The 19,398-nt window shown below is 34.9% G+C and carries 12 protein-coding genes; 8 read left to right on the top strand and 4 right to left on the bottom strand.

From position 1 onward, the window contains the following. Nucleotides 1–53 precede the first annotated feature (53 nt). Complete coding sequence (locus J2Y60_RS04760; protein ID WP_309914038.1) at nt 54–1,853, top strand: acyl-CoA dehydrogenase family protein; 1,800 nt, start codon at nt 54–56, stop codon at nt 1,851–1,853. 70 nt (nt 1,854–1,923) lie between these two features. On the opposite strand, the gene rplS is transcribed toward J2Y60_RS04760, so the two are convergent. Together rplS and fbaA are read right to left on the bottom strand one after the other, a co-directional pair. Next, nucleotides 1,924–2,283, bottom strand: coding sequence for a 50S ribosomal protein L19 (gene rplS, locus J2Y60_RS04755; RefSeq protein ID WP_309914035.1), 360 nt, complete (start codon nt 2,281–2,283; stop codon nt 1,924–1,926). A 338-nt stretch (nt 2,284–2,621) separates the two neighbouring features. Continuing rightward, on the bottom strand, nt 2,622–3,704 hold the full coding sequence (fbaA, locus tag J2Y60_RS04750) for a class II fructose-bisphosphate aldolase (RefSeq protein ID WP_309914031.1): 1,083 nt from the start codon (nt 3,702–3,704) through the stop codon (nt 2,622–2,624). Between the two features lie 309 nt (nt 3,705–4,013). Here fbaA and J2Y60_RS04745 point away from each other — a divergent pair, with 309 nt between their 5' ends. Beyond that, on the top strand, nt 4,014–4,583 hold the full coding sequence (locus tag J2Y60_RS04745; protein ID WP_309914027.1) for a hypothetical protein: 570 nt from the start codon (nt 4,014–4,016) through the stop codon (nt 4,581–4,583). Here J2Y60_RS04745 and J2Y60_RS04740 read toward each other — a convergent pair. Next, nucleotides 4,567–5,475, bottom strand: coding sequence for a sugar phosphate isomerase/epimerase family protein (locus tag J2Y60_RS04740; protein WP_309914024.1), 909 nt, complete (start codon nt 5,473–5,475; stop codon nt 4,567–4,569). The two genes, J2Y60_RS04745 and J2Y60_RS04740, sit on opposite strands and share 17 nt — an antisense overlap. Before the next feature lie 166 nt (nt 5,476–5,641). Then, nucleotides 5,642–7,357, bottom strand: coding sequence for a GMC family oxidoreductase (locus tag J2Y60_RS04735; RefSeq protein ID WP_309914021.1), 1,716 nt, complete (start codon nt 7,355–7,357; stop codon nt 5,642–5,644). 273 nt (nt 7,358–7,630) lie between these two features. Here J2Y60_RS04735 and J2Y60_RS04730 point away from each other — a divergent pair, with 273 nt between their 5' ends. The 6 genes from J2Y60_RS04730 to J2Y60_RS04705 all read left to right on the top strand — a co-directional run bounded on the left by J2Y60_RS04730 (nt 7,631) and on the right by J2Y60_RS04705 (nt 19,364). Continuing rightward, entirely contained in the window at nt 7,631–9,391 is a 1,761-nt protein-coding gene (locus J2Y60_RS04730) for a gliding motility-associated C-terminal domain-containing protein (protein WP_309914018.1), read from the top strand. A gap of 274 nt (nt 9,392–9,665) precedes the next feature. Continuing rightward, nucleotides 9,666–10,757 carry a carbohydrate-binding family 9-like protein gene (locus tag J2Y60_RS04725; protein WP_309914013.1) on the top strand — a complete coding sequence of 364 codons (1,092 nt, stop codon included), beginning with the start codon at nt 9,666–9,668 and terminating at the stop codon, nt 10,755–10,757. A 30-nt stretch (nt 10,758–10,787) separates the two neighbouring features. Then, nucleotides 10,788–11,867, top strand: coding sequence for a family 10 glycosylhydrolase (locus J2Y60_RS04720; protein WP_309914011.1), 1,080 nt, complete (start codon nt 10,788–10,790; stop codon nt 11,865–11,867). Between the two features lie 513 nt (nt 11,868–12,380). Continuing rightward, on the top strand, nt 12,381–15,038 hold the full coding sequence (locus tag J2Y60_RS04715; protein ID WP_309914008.1) for a PAS domain-containing protein: 2,658 nt from the start codon (nt 12,381–12,383) through the stop codon (nt 15,036–15,038). Between the two features lie 435 nt (nt 15,039–15,473). Further along, on the top strand, nt 15,474–18,899 hold the full coding sequence (locus J2Y60_RS04710; protein WP_309914005.1) for a PAS domain-containing protein: 3,426 nt from the start codon (nt 15,474–15,476) through the stop codon (nt 18,897–18,899). Between the two features lie 90 nt (nt 18,900–18,989). Then, nucleotides 18,990–19,364 carry a response regulator gene (locus J2Y60_RS04705; protein WP_309914003.1) on the top strand — a complete coding sequence of 125 codons (375 nt, stop codon included), beginning with the start codon at nt 18,990–18,992 and terminating at the stop codon, nt 19,362–19,364. Nucleotides 19,365–19,398 lie beyond the last annotated feature (34 nt).

Here is a 19,398-nt window from a genome sequence, read left to right as displayed (position 1 = left end):
TAGTATGTAAGCATCATATTTTAGGCTTTTATTCAGAATAAATTTATAAAGACATGACAATCACAGCTAATAAAGCTTCCATAAAAGGGGGTGAGTTTTTAATTAAAGACATTGACGCTTCGCAAATTTTCATTCCTGAAGATTTTACAGAAGAGCAACAAATGATTGCACAGACTTGCTTGGATTTTCTTCGTACAGAAGTGCATCCACGTTTAGATGATATCGATTATGCCAAAAATACTGATTTAATGGTTTCACTAATGGACAAAGCTGGCGAGCTTGGTTTGTTAGGAACAGCTATTCCTGAAGAATACGGTGGATTCGGAATGAATTTTAATACCTCGATGTTGGTAGCGGAAGCTTGTGGGGGTGGCCATTCATTTTCAGTAGCTTTATCGGCTCATACTGGAATCGGTACATTACCTATCTTATACTATGGAACTGAAGAACAAAAAGCTAAATACCTGCCAAGGTTAGCCACTGGCGAATGGAAAGCGGCTTATTGCTTAACTGAACCAGATTCAGGTTCTGATGCTAATTCGGGGAAAACGAAGGCTGTTTTATCGGAAGATGGAAAACATTATATCATCAATGGGCAAAAAATGTGGATAACCAATGGTGGTTTTGCCGATTTGTTTATCGTTTTTGCTAAAATTGATAATGATAAAGCTTTAACAGCATTTATTGTTGAAAAAAGTTTTGGTGGTATTACGATGAATGAAGAAGAACGCAAGATGGGAATAAAAGGCTCATCTACTCGTCAGATTTTCTTCAATGATTGCAAAGTGCCTGTTGAAAATCAGCTATATACACGTGAAGGTGGATTCAAAATTGCGGTAAATATCTTGAATATAGGTCGTATTAAATTGGCTTCGGCGGTAGTGGGTGCGGCTAAAGGTATTATTGGTAAAGCAGTAAATTATGCCAACGAACGTAAACAATTTGGTACTTCTATCAGCAATTTCGGTGCAATAAAATATAAAATTGCCGAAATGAATGTAAAAGTATTTGCTTCTGAATCAGCATGTTATCGTGCTGGACAAAACATTGATGATGCCATTGAAGATTTATTGGCATCGGGTGTAGAGTCGGCTCAGGCAAAACTAAAAGGTGTTGAGCAATTTGCCATTGAATGTGCGATGCTGAAAGTACATGGGTCGGAAGTATTAGACTATGTTGTTGACGAAGGTGTACAAATTTATGGTGGTATGGGCTTTTCGGCGGAAGCACCAATGGACAGAGCTTACAGAGATTCTAGGATTAACAGGATTTTTGAAGGTACTAACGAAATCAATCGTTTGCTTGCTGTAGGAACGGTTGTGAAACGTGCAATGAAAGGCGAAATCAATTTGATGCCTGCTGCGATGGAAGTTGGCAAAGAGATTATGTCGATTCCAGATTTTAGTGTTTCGGATGATGAAGGTATTTTTGTAGCGGAGAAAAAGGTAATCAAAAATCTGAAAAAGGCCATTTTGATGGTGGCTGGTGCTGCCTTACAAAAATTCATGATGAAATTTGAACAAGAACAAGAAATTATCATGAATCTGGCAGATATGATGATTGAGCTTTATATTGCTGAATCAACCTTATTAAGGGTTGAAAAATTGATTGCTGTGCGTGGAGAAGCTGCGTGTGCTTTACACAAAGATGCGGCTTTAATTTACTTACACACTGCTGTAGAGAAAACAAATAATGCTGGCAAAGCAGCGATTACAAGCTTTGCCGAGGGCGACGAACTTCGTGTGATGTTGATGGGATTGAAACGTTTTACTAAAATAGAACCTATCAATTTAAAAGAAGCACGCAGAAGAGTTGCAGAAGCGGCTATTGAAAAAAACAGTTATGTATTTTAGTATTTTTTGGTTAGAAACAAAAAGGTCGTTCAATATTGAACGACCTTTTTTTATTGAAAAATCAGTATGATTATTTTTTCTTAACCAATTCTCTAACTTTTGCAGCTCTACCTTGTTTTCCACGTAGATAGAATAATCTAGCACGACGAACTTTACCTCTACGCAATACTTCGATTTTCTCGATGTTTGGTGATAATAAAGGGAAGATTTTTTCTACACCAATACTGTTTGAAATTTTACGTACTGTAAACATTTCACCAGCACCGCTATTACGACGTTGGATTACAGTTCCTTGGAATACCTGAATACGCTCTTTAGCTCCTTCACGGATTTTGATGTAAACATTGATGGTATCACCTGCTGAAAACTCGGGCAATTCTGCACGGCGTGCAGCATTTTCAGCTTCTACGAATTTAATTAACTCGTTCATTTCTTGATTATTTTGCTGTTAAATTCTTAAATAATTTATCCAAAAGACAACCAGCGGTAACTTTAAAGGTCTGATAAACAATTGCTTGCTTCATACAGATTGCCCAGCCACATAATTGCTCTTTAATTGGGGTGCAAAGTTAAGGAGATTTTTCTAAATTTCAATAGTGAACCTCAAAAATTATCCATAAAAAAAGAGTCAGACTTCATCATAATGAAATCTGACTCTTTTTTTATGAGTTTAGGGTTTATGAGTTAAAAGTTTAAAGTAGAGTAATACAATAGAATTAAAAACGAAACTTTAAACTCATAAACCTTGAACTCTAAACTCATAGACTCTTATAAATATTGATTAGCATTCGCTGCGTTCAAATCTTCAAAAGCTAATTTCAAACGGCTTACAAAAGTATCTTCACCTTTACGTAACCATACACGTGGGTCGTAGTATTTCTTGTTTGGTGAATCTTCGCCTTCTGGGTTACCGATTTGTCCTTGTAAATAACCTTCTTTAGCTTTGTAGTATCCTAAGATACCTTCCCAGAATGCCCATTGTAAATCTGTATCAATGTTCATTTTGATAGCTCCATAAGAAAGTGCCTCACGGATTTCTTCACGAGATGAACCAGAACCACCGTGGAATACGAAGTTGATTGGTTTCTCAGCAGTTAAACCATATTTTTCTTTCACAAATTCTTGAGAATTATGAAGAATAACTGGAGATAACTTTACGTTTCCTGGCTTGTAAACACCGTGTACGTTTCCGAAAGCAGCGGCAATCGTGAAACGGTGAGAGATTTTGCTCAATTCTTCATAAGCATAAGCTACTTCTGAAGGCTGAGTATATAATTTTGAAGAATCTACGTCTGAATTATCAACGCCATCTTCTTCTCCACCTGTTACACCTAATTCAATTTCAAGTGTCATACCCAATTTAGCCATTCTCTCAAGGTATGTTTTACAGATTTCGATGTTCTCTTCGATTGGCTCTTCAGAAAGGTCAATCATGTGTGAAGAAAACAATGGCTTACCATGTAGTTCATAAAACTTCTCGCCAGCGTCTAACAAACCGTCTAACCAAGGTAATAATTTCTTAGCACAGTGGTCAGTGTGTAAAATCACTTGAACACCATAAACCTCTGCTAATTGGTGTACGTGATGAGCACCTGAAATAGCACCTGCAATAGAAGCCTCTTGTTTACCGTTTGGTAACGATTTACCTGCATAAAACTGAGCTCCACCATTTGAGAACTGGATGATTACTGGTGAATTTACGGCTTTTGCTGCTTCTAAAACGCCATTTACTGTATCTGTTCCTGTAACGTTTACGGCTGGTAAAGCAAACTGGTGCTTTTTAGCGATTTCGAAGAGCTCTTGCACTGCATCTCCATGCAATACGCCTTTTTGAGAAGATAAACTTGACATAGTTTAATTTTTTCTTGTTAAAAACTTATTTCAACTGATTTTTTGGATAAAAGAACCCAAAAATAATTATTTTAATTGGCTTTCTTAGGTTTTGCAGAATAATATTCGGCACTGACCCAATAAACCAAATATTATAAAAACTAATCTAATAACATTTATACAAAGATACAAATTGAATTTTCGATTTTATAGTTTTCTACTAAGTACTTCATTATCAATTATCAAATGTTAAAAAATCTTAATATTTATCATTTTAAAAATACAAAATCAAGTCGGTCGTTCTCAGCAAAACATTAATTGCATGACTATATGAAAACTAATTTTTTACTTATTTTTTTCTTCCTACCATTAACTTTTGTGTGTGCTCAGAAACCTCCAGAGTCAAAACAACCTTTTCGTTGTCTTACGTTGCAAATGACAGGCAAAACACGCAATATCCATTTTCATGAAGGTAGTGATATTATTTTCAAAACGTTTAGCAATAGAAAAAAACAACACCTCACAATCGTTCAGCTAAGCGATAGCTCATTTTTTTACTTTCCTTATGAAAACCAACATAGTATTTTTGATCTTCAAGAAATAAAATTCAGGGAGATTAAAAAAATATACTCTCATGGGGAAAAACAACTATTTGCCCTAAAAGGTATTGGGGCATTGGGCGGAGCAGGCGTTTTTTTATTTTCATTTGATGTACTAAACCAACTCAAAAGCCCGCCTATTGTTATAAATCCTACTATCGTAGCAATCAGTTCGGGCTTTATAGGACTTAGTTTTATTATCAATAAACTTCAACATCCTTCTTACAAAATTTCTAAACGCCATTATTTACGGTTGTATCATATTGAAAACCCAAAATGGCATACTAAAAGTACTTTTTAATGGCTATCGGAAAATCAGGAATCGCTATTTCTGGTTCTTGAATTTCTGGATGCCAAAGTTTTTCCCATTCAAAGCTATAATAACCTTTGTATCCACCTTTTGTCAATACTTTTATTGCTTCTGCGAGGGGCGTTTCGCCCTTACCCAATAGTACGTATTCTTCTTTGCCATTGACCAAATTGGCATCTTTGATATGCGTATGGCGAATATATTGATGCAATTGTTGGTAAACAAAAGTAGGGCTTTCTTTGGTGACAGACCACATATTAAAAATATCCCAAACCATCCCAACATTAGGGTGTTCGGATGCTTTCATTATTTTTAATAGGATATCAGCCTGAATAACTTTTCCGTGAGATTCTAATAGAACGGTAACCGACGAGCCTTTGGCATAGTCGCCAAGTTCCAATAATCCCTTTGTGATTAAATCAATGGTTTCGTCGTCTCGTTGTTCTTTGGGTAAATCATTAGGGAATACCCTTATAAAGGGGCAATCTAGCTTTGATGCTAAATCTATAAACCGTTTAGCATCGTCTAATTGCGCCTTGCGTTTGATAGGATTGGCATGGTGCAATTCTGTAGAAGAACCCAAATCGACAATTTTCAACTTATTATCGGCTACCTTTCTTTTAGTCTCTGCAATATTTACTGCACTAAACTCAGGGCATTTTGTCAAATCCAATTGCTTTTGGATTCCTCTGATTTCTATACCGTCATAGGTATTCGCTACGGCATATTTCAAAATGGTATCAAAAGACCAATTAGGACAGCCTAGTGTTGAAAACGATAATAAGGGCTTGGTTTTCTTGAAATCCAAAGAAACTTCAAGCATAGCCAACCCTGCTATGGCGAGGGAGTTAATAAGAAAATCCCGACGGGTATTTGTATTCATGAGGTTTTAATTGTGGTTGAGTTGTGAATTAGTGATTGAGTGATTTTCCAAATCATGAATGGACTTTCTTATCACAATTTACCACTTGTCATTGTCTAATTTCTTGAGTCTTATATCTTGTGTCTTATGTCTAATTTCTTGTGTCTAGTCTCTAATCTCTTCCTCCTCACAACTTTTGTGCCTTCATCTGCTTTACAGCATAGTCAACAGCCCTAGCAGTGAGTGCCATATACGTAAGTGATGGATTTTGAGTAGCCGTAGATGTCATGCAAGCACCATCCGTTACAAATACATTTTTACAACTATGCAACTGATTCCATTTATTGAGCAACGACGTTTTGGGGTCTTTGCCCATTCTGACTCCTCCCATTTCATGATTCTCTGAACCCGGCATTCTGTGGGTTTCGTGTAACTGAATATTACTAAAGCCTGCCTTCGTGTACATTTCAGCAAATTGTTCATGAAAATCCTTCATCATTTTGCGGTCGTTTTCATCAAACTTTACTGATATTCTTAATTGTGGAATCCCATATTTATCTTTCAAGTGTGGGTCTAACCTCACAGTACTTTCTTCTTTAGGAATGGTTTCGCCCATCATGTGTGAGCCTATTTTCCACAAGCCTAAATCATCCTTCAACAAGTCCCTTTTCAGGTTTTCGCCCATTTCATCATAAGACTGAATAGGACTCCTCGAAGCGGAAAAGCCAGCAGCATAACCTCTTAGAAAGTCAGTTTCTTGTTTGAATACATTTCTGAACCTTGGTATATAGCTTGCATTGGGTCTACGACCGTCAGTCGTAGCATCTAACATCCCATCATACTCGGCTGAAATTCTGCCTTGATAGGTATGAAAAGCAATGTATTTACCCAATAGTCCATTATCATTCCCTAAGCCGTTTGGAAAACGCTTTGAAATGGAGTTCAACAAAATAAGATTAGAATTGATGGCAGAGGCATTCAAGAAAATGATGTTCGCATAAAATTCCGTCATTTCTCGAGTAATAGCATCTATTACCCTCACCCCTTTAGCTTTGCCTTTTTGCTCATCATAGATAATAGAATGTACAACTGAATGCGGGCGAAGGGTAAGATTCCCTGTCTTCTCTGCCCAAGGAATCGTGGAAGCATTACTACTAAAATATCCCCCAAACGGACAGCCTCTTTCGCATAAAGTACGGTTTTGACATTTTCCACGCCCTTGCTTTACATAAATGGGCTTGCTTTCAGTAATATGCGCTGCTCTTCCGATAATCACATGCCTACTGGTTGCATAGTTTTTAGCCACTTGCTGTTTAAAATGTTTTTCAACACATGACATTTCGTGGGGTGCTAAAAACTCGCCGTCTGGTAATTCAGGTAAACCATCTTTATTACCTGTAATTCCTGCAAATTTTTCAACATAGCTATACCAAGGAGCAATATCTGCATAGCGAATAGGCCAATCTACCGCAAATCCGTCGCGAGCAGGCCCTTCAAAATCAAAATTGCTCCATCGTTGAGTTTGTCTTGCCCATAGTAGCGACCTCCCTCCTACTTGGTAACCTCGCATCCAAGTAAAAGGGTCATCTTGAATATATTCTTGTTCTGCATCTTTTACTAAAAAATGTAAGGTACTTTCTCCGAAAATATAATGGTCGCGTGGAATTTTATATTCGTCATGGAGTGCCAATGGTACTTTTCCATGATGTTCAAACTCCCAAGGGTTCATCATAGTAGTTGGATAGTCGGTTACATGTTTTACATCTCTCCCTCGTTCTAAAACCAACGTTTTTAAACCCTTTTCTGTTAACTCTTTTGCAGCCCACCCTCCACTAATTCCAGAGCCAATCACGATGGCGTCAAAAGTTTGCTTTTTATTACTATCAATATTAAAGTATGTCATATTGTCAATTACACTTGATGAGTCTATAGCCTTGAAAGCTAAATTTTTAGTTCAATTACTTAAATTAATCAATAGATTTTATAACTTTATCCTGATTAGTAAATCTAATTCTTCCATGCAACGCTTTCTACTGCTTTACCTGTCTATATAATTACTACACATTGCTCCCTTTTATTAAGATTTATACCTTACCTACAGCTTAAAATTAATAATGATCTCTCTTGTAAATTCATGAGTTAAAATTCTGTTGGATTATTTCATAACCTGATTGAAATGCAAAAACTTTTATTCATTAGCATATTTTTTGTTTTATCAACTGTTTACAGTTTTGCACAAACAGACTGTACAAATATCGGTTTTGAGCTTGGTAATATTAGTGGTTGGACTGTTACTTCAGGAACCGTTACTGATAATGGCACAAAGACAGAGTTTGGTCCTGAACAATCTGGAGGAATTTATAAGATTACCAATAGTTCAAGTGGTTTTGACCCGAAAATAACGAATGAAAGAATTTCGATGGTAGCACCTGGAAGTAATTATTCGATTCAGTTAGGGAATACAACCGAAACTACGCCTGGAGGTGTATATCATCGATTAAGAACTTCTTTTATGGTGACACAAGACAACACCTTGTTTCAATATAAGTTTGCAGTTATTCTTCAAAATGATAATAACAACCATACTGATGCACAAAAACCAGCCTTCAATATCAGCATTACGGATGAAAACGGTGACCCGTTGACTTGTAGTAATTTTAACATCCAACTTTCAAGGTCTGGAACTGCTTCTAATTTTAGTGTCCAAAATTATAATAGTGGGGGTAATATCGAGTACCGCAACTGGACGGTTGGCTCTATCAACTTGTTAAACTATATTGGAAAAAGAATTAATATTGAAGTGACGGCTCATGGTTGTACAAAACAAAAACATTTTGGCTATGCATATTTTGATGCACAATGTTTGAAATCAGAAGTAAAACCTATTGCCGCTTGTCCAGATGCTGATGGTTATATGACATTAAGTGCTCCTGATGGTTTTGAAAAATATACATGGAGCAATGGCGAAACCACCCCTTCTATTAAAGTATTAGCAAAATTAGGAGATAAATATTCAGTTAAAATACTTCCACAGTCGAGCTTAGACCCTTCTTGCGAACTAAACTTAGACTATACCATTAAATACCAACACCCGTATAATACAATAACTGCTAAAATTTGTGAAGGCGAAAAATATACCCTTGGTACTAAGGATTACAAAACAAGCGGTACATTTATTGAAAATATACAAAGGACTAATATTTGCGACAGTACCGTCACCTTGAATCTTACCGTCAATCCGCTTCTTAAAAAATATCAAGATATTGTCATCTGTGCAGGTACTACTTTAAAGGTTGGCCCTGAAGTTTATAATGCCACAGGTGTATATACTACAACAATTAAGAATGCTGGGCAATGCGATAGTATTGTTACTACTAACCTGAAAGTGATTGACTTTGATGTCACCCTACAAAATAAAGATTTTAGTATCCTTTCGGGTGATAAAGTACTCCTAAAAGCCATTGTATCCACTACGGGGAATTATTCTTATTTATGGCAACCCACGACTGATTTAAGTTGTGCTAATTGTGCGGAAACGTGGGCTAGCCCCACAACAACCAGACAATATTCTGTTTATGTAAGTAGTTTAGACGGCAAAGCATGTGAGAAAATAAAAGTAGCCAATATTTCCGTAAGGAGTTGTGGGTTGGTTTTTCTACCAGATGCCTTTTCGCCTAATAATGATGGTAACAATGACATTTTTTACGCTTTTGCCTCTGGATGTGTCAAACAAATCAAAAACATGAAAGTGTTTGACCGATGGGGAGAAGTTATTTTCTGGAAAGAAAACATTGTTCCTTCACAAGCAAGTTACGGGTGGGATGGCACACACAATGGTTTACCTTCAGACGCAGGCATATACGCCTATGAGGTAGAGGTAGAACTCAATGATGGCACTACTTATAACAGTCAGGGAAGTATTACGCTATTGCGATAATGGTTGATTGATTAAGATTAATTATTATTAATTAATTATCAACAATAAGCAATATAATACCGAATTTGATTTTTAAATCAAACAAACCTCTCCTATTTTCTAGTCATTTATGCCTATTTTACTAGTTTATTGAGTATTTATAGGCTTTTCCTTCCCTTATAATTAGTAATTAGAAGTAATTAATCCTTACTTTGTTTAACTAATTATTACAAGCGATTCGTGGTTTTGTATATCCAACGAGCAAAATCGCGACAATTATCCAAATTTAATGTATATGAAAAAATTATTCCTTACTGGGATAATTGGGTTGAAACTGTGCTCTTCGTTCGCCCAAGTTGTTCCTGAACCTCTTCAATACCATTGTTTCCGAAGTACAGAACCCCTAAAAATTGACGGTAAGCTCTCTGAACCAGCATGGCAAAAAGCTAAGTGGACAAGTTTTTTTGTGGATATTGAAGGAGATAAAAAGCCTAAGCCTTTGCAAGCTACTAGGGCTAAGCTTTTATGGGATGATACGCATCTTTATATAGCTGCTGAACTTGAAGAAAAAAATATCTGGGCGTATCAAAACAAAAAAGATCAGATTGTTTTTTTAGAAAACGACTTTGAAGTTTTTATTGATCCAGACGGAGATGCCCAAAACTACTTTGAATTAGAAATAAACGCTATCAACAATACCTTTGATTTATTTCTGCCAAAGCCCTACAGAAATGGTGGCAATGCCTTGATAAGTTGGGATATTAAACAACTTAAGACAGCGGTAAGTATAGAGGGAACAGTAAACAATGCCACAGACACGGATAAACGTTGGGTAATAGAAATGGCGATTCCATTTGCTTCAATCAGCTTAGATAATTATTTAAACAAACCAGAGGATTTGTCGCTTTGGCGAATAAATTTTTCAAGGGTTGAATGGAATCATGATGTGCAGGCGGGTAAGTATAGTCGCAAGAAAAAAGAAGATGGACAAGGTGTGCTTCCAGAATACAATTGGGTTTGGTCTCCACAAGGTAAAATTGACATGCACATGCCCGAAAATTGGGGCTACTTAGTGTTTTCTGATAAAAAAGTAGGGGCAGAAGATTTTGATTTCTCTATCCCTGACATTGAAAAAGTAAAACAAATAGCTTGGGATATTTATCATCACCAAAAGGAGTACTTTGCTAAAAATCACCAGTATGCCAAAGAATTATCGCTTTTGGCGATAGACCCTACTGTTCTTAAAACTAGCGAATTAGTACACAGCATCGAAATAGAAGCTACTAGTCAAGCTTTTGTAATAACGATTATTGACAAAGCCGAAAACAATAAAATATTCCTCAATCAGGACAGCCTCCTCAAGATAAGCAAATTGAAGTCTTTATAATTGTAACAATCTTCAACAAAAAACAAAGCAATGGAAAAACGTACTTTCTTAAAACAAATGGGCTTAGGAGCATTAGCTGTTGGGCAAAGTGCTAATTTACTTCAAGCACGCCCTTTAGTTCCTGAGAAAAAAAGCACTCAACTAAAAAACTGGGTTTGGATAAACCCTGACCATAAGGAAACAGAAGACGTACTTACTGAACGTTATAAAAAATATAAAGCACATGGCATCACGGGTGTTTTCTTTGAAGCCGACGATGAAAAACATTTTAGAATTGCCAAAAAACAAGGATTAACTACTCATCGCTGGATTTGGACATTGAATAGAGGTGAAGAAAGTCTTTTGAAGGCTCATCCAGAATGGTATGCTATCAACCGCAAGGGGGAATCTTGTGCTACTAACCCTCCTTATGTAAACTATTATAGATGGCTCTGTCCGTCACGTCCTGAGGTAAGAGACTACTTAGAAAATGTTGTTAAAACGGAATTGAGCAGGCCTTATGTAGATGGTATTCATCTAGATTATGTACGGTACTGCGATGTAATTTTAGCGGTAAATCTATGGCAAGTATATGGTATCAAACAAAATCAAGAATTGCCTGAATACGATTTTTGCTATTGTGATGTTTGTCAGGCTAAATTCAAAGAATTGAAAGGGATTGACATCAAAACGGTAGAGAATCCCGACCAAAATTTATCTTGGCGTAAATTCAGATATGACAATGTTACTCGTCTGGTAAATCATTTAGCTAAAACGGCGGCAAGCTTTAAGAAACCTATTACTGCGGCAGTTTTCCCTACGCCAGAAGTAGCTAAAAGAATTGTAAGACAAGATTGGGTAAATTGGAATTTATCGGCTGTATGCCCAATGATTTACCATAAGTTTTATAAAGAAGACGTAAGTTGGATTGGCGATGCCGTAGAAGAAGGCGTAAAGGCATTACATGGAAAATTTCCATTATATGCTGGCTTGTATTTACCCGATTTTGATAGTAATGACGAAATTGTTCAAGGCATCAAGTTGGCGTTAAAAAATGGTGCGGCTGGGATTTCACTATTTGGCAATGTAAATGATGATGTATTAAAAGCTTTAGTAAAAGGTACAGCTTAAATAATTGTTTTATTGACAACCCTATAAAATTTGAATTTATCCTTGAGAAGGGACTGATGTCACTTCTTAAGGATAAGCATTTTACTGAATAACTCTGCTTCAAGCAAAAGATTATTAATAAGTATAAGTTCATCATTGCCTACCCCAAAACGACATCCCCTATTTTCTGTTCTCGATAAAAAACAGGTTTAATGATATAATATTGCTGCCAGTAACCTGATTGAAAGTATAATTATTTTCAACATATTTTGTATTTAAACAATAGCGTATTTCATCAAAAAAGCCTTATTGGTACTAAGTATAATCAATACTGTTTTTATCCAAAACTTACCCTATATCGAGATTGCTTTAATTTATTATTGCATAAATCACTGTATCTGCATAAATTAAGAGTATATTTAAATTACAATTAATATTATTAAACCATTTTACCTCTGTGTTTTTCACTCTTTCTAACCAATAAGAGGAGATAAAACTGTTTTCTTTCCTTACGACGAGATATTTTTTAATGTTATGACAAACTACTTAAAGAATGAATTAGACCTTCATCTAAAAAATGATGAAGAACTTTATGATTTTGTTCAAAAAAATGCGAAAAACGGTTTATGGTTTTGGGATTTGGAGGTATCAAATTTCTGCTGGATAAGCTCAGAAATTGAATTGATATTAGGCTACAATGCTATTTTTGAGTATTCTGTATTTGTAAATCAATTAATAGGCTTTTTCATTGATAATGATTTATTAAACCCTACTAGACTAACTGCTAATAATACTCCGTATCCTGAGTATTTATTGAAGTATATTCATCAAAATGGCTCAACAGTGGCGATGAACTGTGTTTGTAAGATTTTCTATGATGGTGAAGGAAATCCTCATAGACTTTTGGGTGCTAATACACTTGCCCAACATTATGAATTCCCACAGGTAACTTCTGATAAAACTTATAAATCAATAGGTACGTCTATCAAAAACAGTAATGTCTTATTTGTCATGAAAACCGACATTTATGATAATTATAATTTCATTAACGACAACTACCATCAGTTTTTTTGTTCTGATAAAGAATCTTTGCTAGGAACAAACGCTATGCTCTCTGTGATTAAAGATGACCATGAAGTATACAGAGAAACTATTATGAAATGCTTTAGGAGTCCACTTACTCCTTTTTCTGTCTTTCTAAGAAAAATAAATAAACATAGAGAAATCATTACTAATCAATGGGAATTTACAGCCCTAATAGATGATGAAGGCAAACCTTTTGAGATATTATGCATCGGTTACAACGTTTCTGATCATGTTAAGATAGAGAATGATTTATCAGTATTGGTAGCAAACATGACAGATTTACTAATTTCTGTCAATAATCGTGGTATTATTACGTACGTTTCACCCAATATTACAAAGCTATACGATTATGAAGTAAACGAAATAGTAGGGAAATTTTATGCGGATTTCATTCATCATAAAGATTTAGAAACAGGCATACATGCGATAAAAAACGCATTGATTTCAGGTGTGCCGTTTAAAAACCTAGAAATTAGGTTAAAAGAAAAACATGGTTCTTATTACTGGGCAAATATCAATTCTAGTATCAATCCGCTGAACAAGGAAACCATCATGGTACTTAATGATATAACAGCCCGAAAACACGCAGAAATAGAGTTAACCCGAACCAAGACACTTTTGCAAGAGACTAATCAGGTAGCTAAAATTGGTGGATGGGAGCTTAATATTAGCACAGGTACGTTGTATTGGTCTAAAATTACGAAAGAGATTCATGAGCTTGATGAATGGTATCAACCTACTATTGAAGGCGGGATTAATTTTTATAAAGATGATAAAAGTAGAAGGGTGATAGCCAATGCCATAGAAAACTGTATTAATTGGGGAACACCCTATGATGTTGAGCTTGAACTCATTACGGTCACTGGCAAAGAAATATGGGTGAGAAGCGTAGGTAAAGCAGACTTTTCAGATTCAAATAGAAAAAGAATTTATGGTACTTTTCAAGATATTACAGAAGCAAAGCTTGCTGAAGAACAACTCAAGAAAACAAAAGCTTTATTAGAACAAACCAATAAGCTAGCCAGAATTGGGGGCTGGTCATTTGATGTAGCCACAGGGGATATTTATTGGTCTGATGTAATAAAAGAGATTCTTGAAGTGAGCCTAGATTTTAATCCCACCTTTGAAATGGGAATTGCTTTTTATAAAGAAGGCTTTTGCCGAGAATTAATAGAAAATGCCATTCAGAACTGCATAGAATATAGAACACCCTTTGAAGTAGAAACTAAAGTAATAACTACCACACAAAAAGAAATTTGGGTGAAGCTGATAGGAAAACCTGAAATGGAAGACAACAAAATCAAACGAATTTTTGGCACATTTCAAGATATTCACCAGTCTAAAATAGCGGAAGAGAATAAAAAAAATATACAGAATTTAGAAATCCTTCTGACCCAAGAGAAGCAATTAAATCAGCTAAAATCAAGATTTATCTCGCTCACATCTCATGAGTTCAGAACGCCCTTATCAGTCATTTTGGGAAGTACGGAATTATTAGATGTTTACATTAGCAAAATAGAAGATGCCCAAATAAAATTTAAAACGAATAAACAATTAGATAATATTATTACGCAGGTTAATAGGCTAACAGGGATTATCACCGATATATTAAACTTAGAAAAGACCGCAGAAGGCAAAATTGTTTTACAAAAACAGCCTTTGTTGATTAAAGAGTTTCTTGAAAATATTGCTCAGGAATTTCAATATCAACCCAATGAACATAGAAGCCTAACATTATTTCTTCCTAGTGAAGAAAAAGAAATAATTTCAGATGAGTCTATCTTACGGCACGTCATGAATAACCTGATTGGCAATGCCTTTAAATATTCCAGAGGCATATACCAGAACCCCGAAATTCATTTAACTTATTTTGATAATCATTTTTGTATTAATGTAAAAGATTACGGGATAGGCATTCCACAAACTGAGCAAAAATATTTATTTGAAACCTTTTTCAGAGCTAGTAATGTAATAAAAACCGAGGGAACGGGCTTAGGATTGAATATTGCCAAAGAATTTACGGAAAAGCTACATGGTGAAATTAGTTTTGAAAGTGAAGAAGGAAAAGGGTGTAAATTTACGCTCATATTTCCTTATAGCATTTAAGTATAGCATATTGTCTTTTTACATCTTTATTTGTATTATTAGAGAGGAACTTAAGTCCCTCTCTAATGATACAAATAAGAGTAGAAAGCTACTGGCACCCTAACAACGTTATCGCCCTTATTTTCAGAACAATAGCAATTTTTCATTAACGTTTCTACCTGAAAATCAATTATTTAATTTTTATTTTTTAGCCTTTTAACTTACTTTTTCTACACTCTATTACTCCTACCTACAGCCATCACATAAACACAAAAAAGGATTGATTATAATTTACTTTTCGTCATTGTAAATAGACTTCCTTTTAATTAAATTGCTGAACATAAGCCTCTAATTTTAATATTCAAATAATTTACTTTGTTTTCTTACTTAGCGTAAAAACATTTTATCTTATGATAACTTTTGTCATAAATTTGCAAGTAATATAAGTTTATAAATATGGCAAATTATTTAAAAAATGAGCTTATAGCACTTATTCAAGCTGATTCAACCATTTTTGACTTTATTCAAGAATTTGCACTTGATGGATTTTGGTTTTGGGATGCCAAAACTCATAGCGATTGTTGGGTAAACCCTAAGTTAGCATCTATACTTGGTTATCATACAGATACGGAATACAACATCCTACAAAATCAATGGTTAGATATTTTTAAAGAGAAAGAGCTTTCCCTCCTCTCATCAAATAACCATAACACTATATGTTATGTTGATGCTATCACTACCTATTATGTCCATAAAGGTGGGAGTATTATCAACATGAGTTGCTCCTTAAAGCATATATATGATGCGGATGGAAACATTAGTAAAATATTAGGTGCAAACACCCTACAGCATGACGTTAGTCCTCCACAAAAAGCAGATAATAATTTTCATACATCTATAGGCGAATCTATTATAAACAGTGAGTTTTTGTATGTAGTAAAAACAGATTTATATGGAAATTACACCTATATTAATGATTATTTTCATAAGGTTTTTAGTGTTGATAAAACAGCAATTTTAGGTACAAATAGATTATTATCAATTATTGAAGAAGACCGAGCGATTTGTCAGGAGACTGTCTTAAAATGCTTTTTGTATCCTTCAAAACCTTTTAAAGTAATTCTTCGAAAAAAGAATAAGCAACAAGAAATAATAACGAATCAATGGGAGTTTACAGGGCTGATAAACGAAGAAGGAAAAACAATTGAGATACTTTGCGTAGGTCATAATGTCTCTGAACTAATAAAGACGGAGAACGATTTATCTATTTTGGTTTCAAACATGACCGATTTACTGATTTCAGTAAATCACCTTGGAATCATCACCTTTGTATCGCCAAACGTTACAACACTATATCAATATGACATTGATGAAATATTGGGCAAATTGTATTTAGATTTTGTACTAGATGAAGACATTGCACCAGCACTTCAGGCCGTTAGGAAAACGATTGCTACGGGTATTCCCTTTGTTAATCTTGAAATAAGACTAAAAAGAAAGGACGGTTCATGGTATTGGACAAGCATCAATTCTAGTATTCACCCTTATAATAAAGAAACGATTTTGGTAATTAATGATATTACAGCCAAAGTAGATTCATTAAACCAACTTAAACAAACCAAAGAGTTATTAGAAGAAGTCAGTGAAGTAGCTAATATAGGAGGTTGGGAATATTTCCCTGCCAGTAAAATTTTGTTCTGGTCAGATACTACTCGAAAAATCTATGATTTACCGAGTGAGTTCAGTCCTGATTTGAAAAAAATTCTTAAGTTTTTCAAAACTAAGAGTAAAAAAACCTTTTTGATGGCGCTAAAAAAAGGTATTCAAAAAGGGATTACGTCTAATTTGGAATTAGAGATTATTACTGCTAGGCAACGACATATTTGGCTGCGAAGTATTATTAAAACTGATTTCGTTAATGGTGTTTGTACGAGAGTATATGGTACTTTTCAAGATATAAATCAGTTAAAAAAATCTGAAATTGCCAGAGAGAAATCATCAAAATTGTTGGAGCGTTTAGCCAAGCAAGTACCAGGAACATTGTATCAATTTCAACTTTTTGATGACAATCGCTACTTTTTCTCGTATGTTTCTCGACAGCTCATTTATTCGCAGGGATTAGAAAAATTAAATCCTGAAGAAAGGACTAAAGCATTGTTTAAACTCATACACCCTGAGGACTATGCAATGGTGATGAAGGAAATTCAAAAAACCTACAAAACCTTAGCTTTAACAGATATTGAGTTTAGGGTAATTTTACCTTCACAAAAAGAGAGGTGGCTAAAGGCAACTTCAACACCCGAACGATTGAGTGATAGTGTAATATGGCATGGTTATATGAGCGATATTACAGATAGGAAAATAGCAGAGGAGGAATTGAAGCAAACTAGAAATGTCCTTCAGGAAACCAATCAAGTGGCACGAATAGGCGGTTGGGAGGCAGACATCAATACTAATATTGCTTCTTGGTCACAGATTACAAGAGAAATACATGAATTTGATGAAGACGCTACTACTGTTAATGTTTCAGATGGCATAAGCCATTATAAAGAAGGTTATAGCAGAGAAAAAATCAAGAAAGTTTTTTCTGATTGTATTCAATTTGAAACACCATTCGATGTGCAAGTACAATTGATTACAGCTAAAAACAGAGAAATATGGGTAAGGGTAATCGGCAAAGCTGATTTCAGCATTCCAACTAAAAAAAGAATATATGGTACTTTTCAAGACATCACTGATATAAAGCTAGCAGAGGAACAACTAAAAAGAACAAGAGATTTGCTTGAAGAAAGCAATAGAGTAGCACGTGTGGGTGGGTGGTCTATAGATGTGGCTTCTAATACCATTTATTTGTCTAAAGTAATCAAAGAAATTGCCGATATACCCTATAATCTTCAACCAACTATTGAAGAAAGTTTGTTATTTTATAAAGAAGGAATTAGTCGGCAGCTCATCACCAATGCTGTTCACAATTGTATTCAACTAGGTACAGCATTTGAAATTGAAGTACAAATTGTGAATGCTCAACATGAAGGAACTTGGGTAAAAGTTATCGGAAAAGCAGAATTGGAAGGCGAAAAAGTAAAAAGAGTATATGGTATTTTCCAAGATATCAATCAGTACAAAATAGCAGAACAAAATGCGAAGAATCTTCAGAAGTTAGAGGTTTTGTTGACGAAAGAAAAGCAATTAAATCTTCTTAAATCAAGGTTTATTTCATTAACCTCACATGAGTTCCGCACACCCCTTGCGGGTATTTTAGGTAGTGCAGATTTATTAACCTTGTATGTGGAAAAGGTAGGGAATGAGTTCATAAAAAATAAAATACAGGAGCACATTAATCATATAACCTCGCAAGTGGATAGACTGACGGGCATTGTGGCGGATGTACTAACCTTAGAAAAAACCGCCGAAGGCAAAATCATTGTAAAGCTTAAAGCGATAGCTATTAAAGCCTTTTTAGAAAAATTAACCAAAGAATTATATATTAACCTTCGTGAGGACAGAAAGCTAACCATGATTTTGCCAGAAGAAGAGAAAGAAATCTTGACTGATGAATCATTATTACTCCATATCATGAATAATTTAATCAGTAATGCTTTTAAATATTCACGCGGGGTAAACAAAAGTCCTGAGGTTCAGTTACTCTACAATGAACATTGTTTTATTATCATTGTTAAAGACTATGGAATGGGTATTCCGGCAAAAGATCAACAACATTTATTTGAAACTTTCTTCAGGGCAACGAATGTAATTAGTACAGAGGGTACGGGCTTAGGATTAAGTATTGCCAAAGAATTTACCGAAAAACTAGGCGGAACGATAGATTTTGAAAGCGAGGAAGGAGTTGGAAGTATATTTACGTTAAAACTTCCTTATTAAAATTTGTAAACTCTTTCTTTGAAGAAGACAAAAATTATTGTAAATTAATTAACCATTTATTTATGAAAAACTTACTTTATAAATCACACAATGAAAACTAAAATATTATTTGTTGAAGACGACGTTGTTCTTAGGAACAATTACGTTGAGATTTTAGAGTTATTTGATTTTACCGTCATCCCTGCTGAGGATGGTGAAGAAGCGATGGAAATTCTTCAAAATGAATATATAGATGTAATTGTTTCTGATATAAGAATGCCCCGTATGAATGGTTTACTATTTTTGAAGAATGTCCGTGCCGAAGAAAAGTGGGCTAATTTACCCTTTATTTTACTATCTGCACATGCTGAAAATTCTGATTATGAAAACGGAATAAAAAGCGGAGCCAATGAATATTTAACAAAGCCTATCAGAGGCAAAGATTTGGTAAATGCTATTCAAAATGTAATTGCTGAAGTACAATAAATAATATAACTGCTAAAAATACTGTACTGCTAAA

The organism is Arcicella sp. BE140, from assembly GCF_031456255.1.
Classification (GTDB): domain Bacteria; phylum Bacteroidota; class Bacteroidia; order Cytophagales; family Spirosomataceae; genus Arcicella; species Arcicella aquatica.
The sequence above is the reverse complement of the archived record's forward strand: the minus strand, read 5'-3'. Positions and strand labels throughout refer to the sequence as shown.

Bases quoted from the DNA above. Each gene is read 5' to 3' on its own strand.
- J2Y60_RS04725 (WP_309914013.1), top strand. From the start codon at position 9,666: ATGAAAAAATTATTCCTTACTGGGATAATTGGGTTGAAACTGTGCTCT.
- J2Y60_RS04735 (WP_309914021.1), bottom strand. From the start codon at position 7,357: ATGACATACTTTAATATTGATAGTAATAAAAAGCAAACTTTTGACGCC.
- J2Y60_RS04745 (WP_309914027.1), top strand. From the start codon at position 4,014: ATGAAAACTAATTTTTTACTTATTTTTTTCTTCCTACCATTAACTTTT.
- J2Y60_RS04710 (WP_309914005.1), top strand. From the start codon at position 15,474: ATGGCAAATTATTTAAAAAATGAGCTTATAGCACTTATTCAAGCTGAT.
- rplS (WP_309914035.1), bottom strand. From the start codon at position 2,283: ATGAACGAGTTAATTAAATTCGTAGAAGCTGAAAATGCTGCACGCCGT.
- J2Y60_RS04705 (WP_309914003.1), top strand. From the start codon at position 18,990: ATGAAAACTAAAATATTATTTGTTGAAGACGACGTTGTTCTTAGGAAC.
- fbaA (WP_309914031.1), bottom strand. From the start codon at position 3,704: ATGTCAAGTTTATCTTCTCAAAAAGGCGTATTGCATGGAGATGCAGTG.
- J2Y60_RS04715 (WP_309914008.1), top strand. From the start codon at position 12,381: ATGACAAACTACTTAAAGAATGAATTAGACCTTCATCTAAAAAATGAT.
- J2Y60_RS04730 (WP_309914018.1), top strand. From the start codon at position 7,631: ATGCAAAAACTTTTATTCATTAGCATATTTTTTGTTTTATCAACTGTT.
- J2Y60_RS04740 (WP_309914024.1), bottom strand. From the start codon at position 5,475: ATGAATACAAATACCCGTCGGGATTTTCTTATTAACTCCCTCGCCATA.
- J2Y60_RS04720 (WP_309914011.1), top strand. From the start codon at position 10,788: ATGGAAAAACGTACTTTCTTAAAACAAATGGGCTTAGGAGCATTAGCT.
- J2Y60_RS04760 (WP_309914038.1), top strand. From the start codon at position 54: ATGACAATCACAGCTAATAAAGCTTCCATAAAAGGGGGTGAGTTTTTA.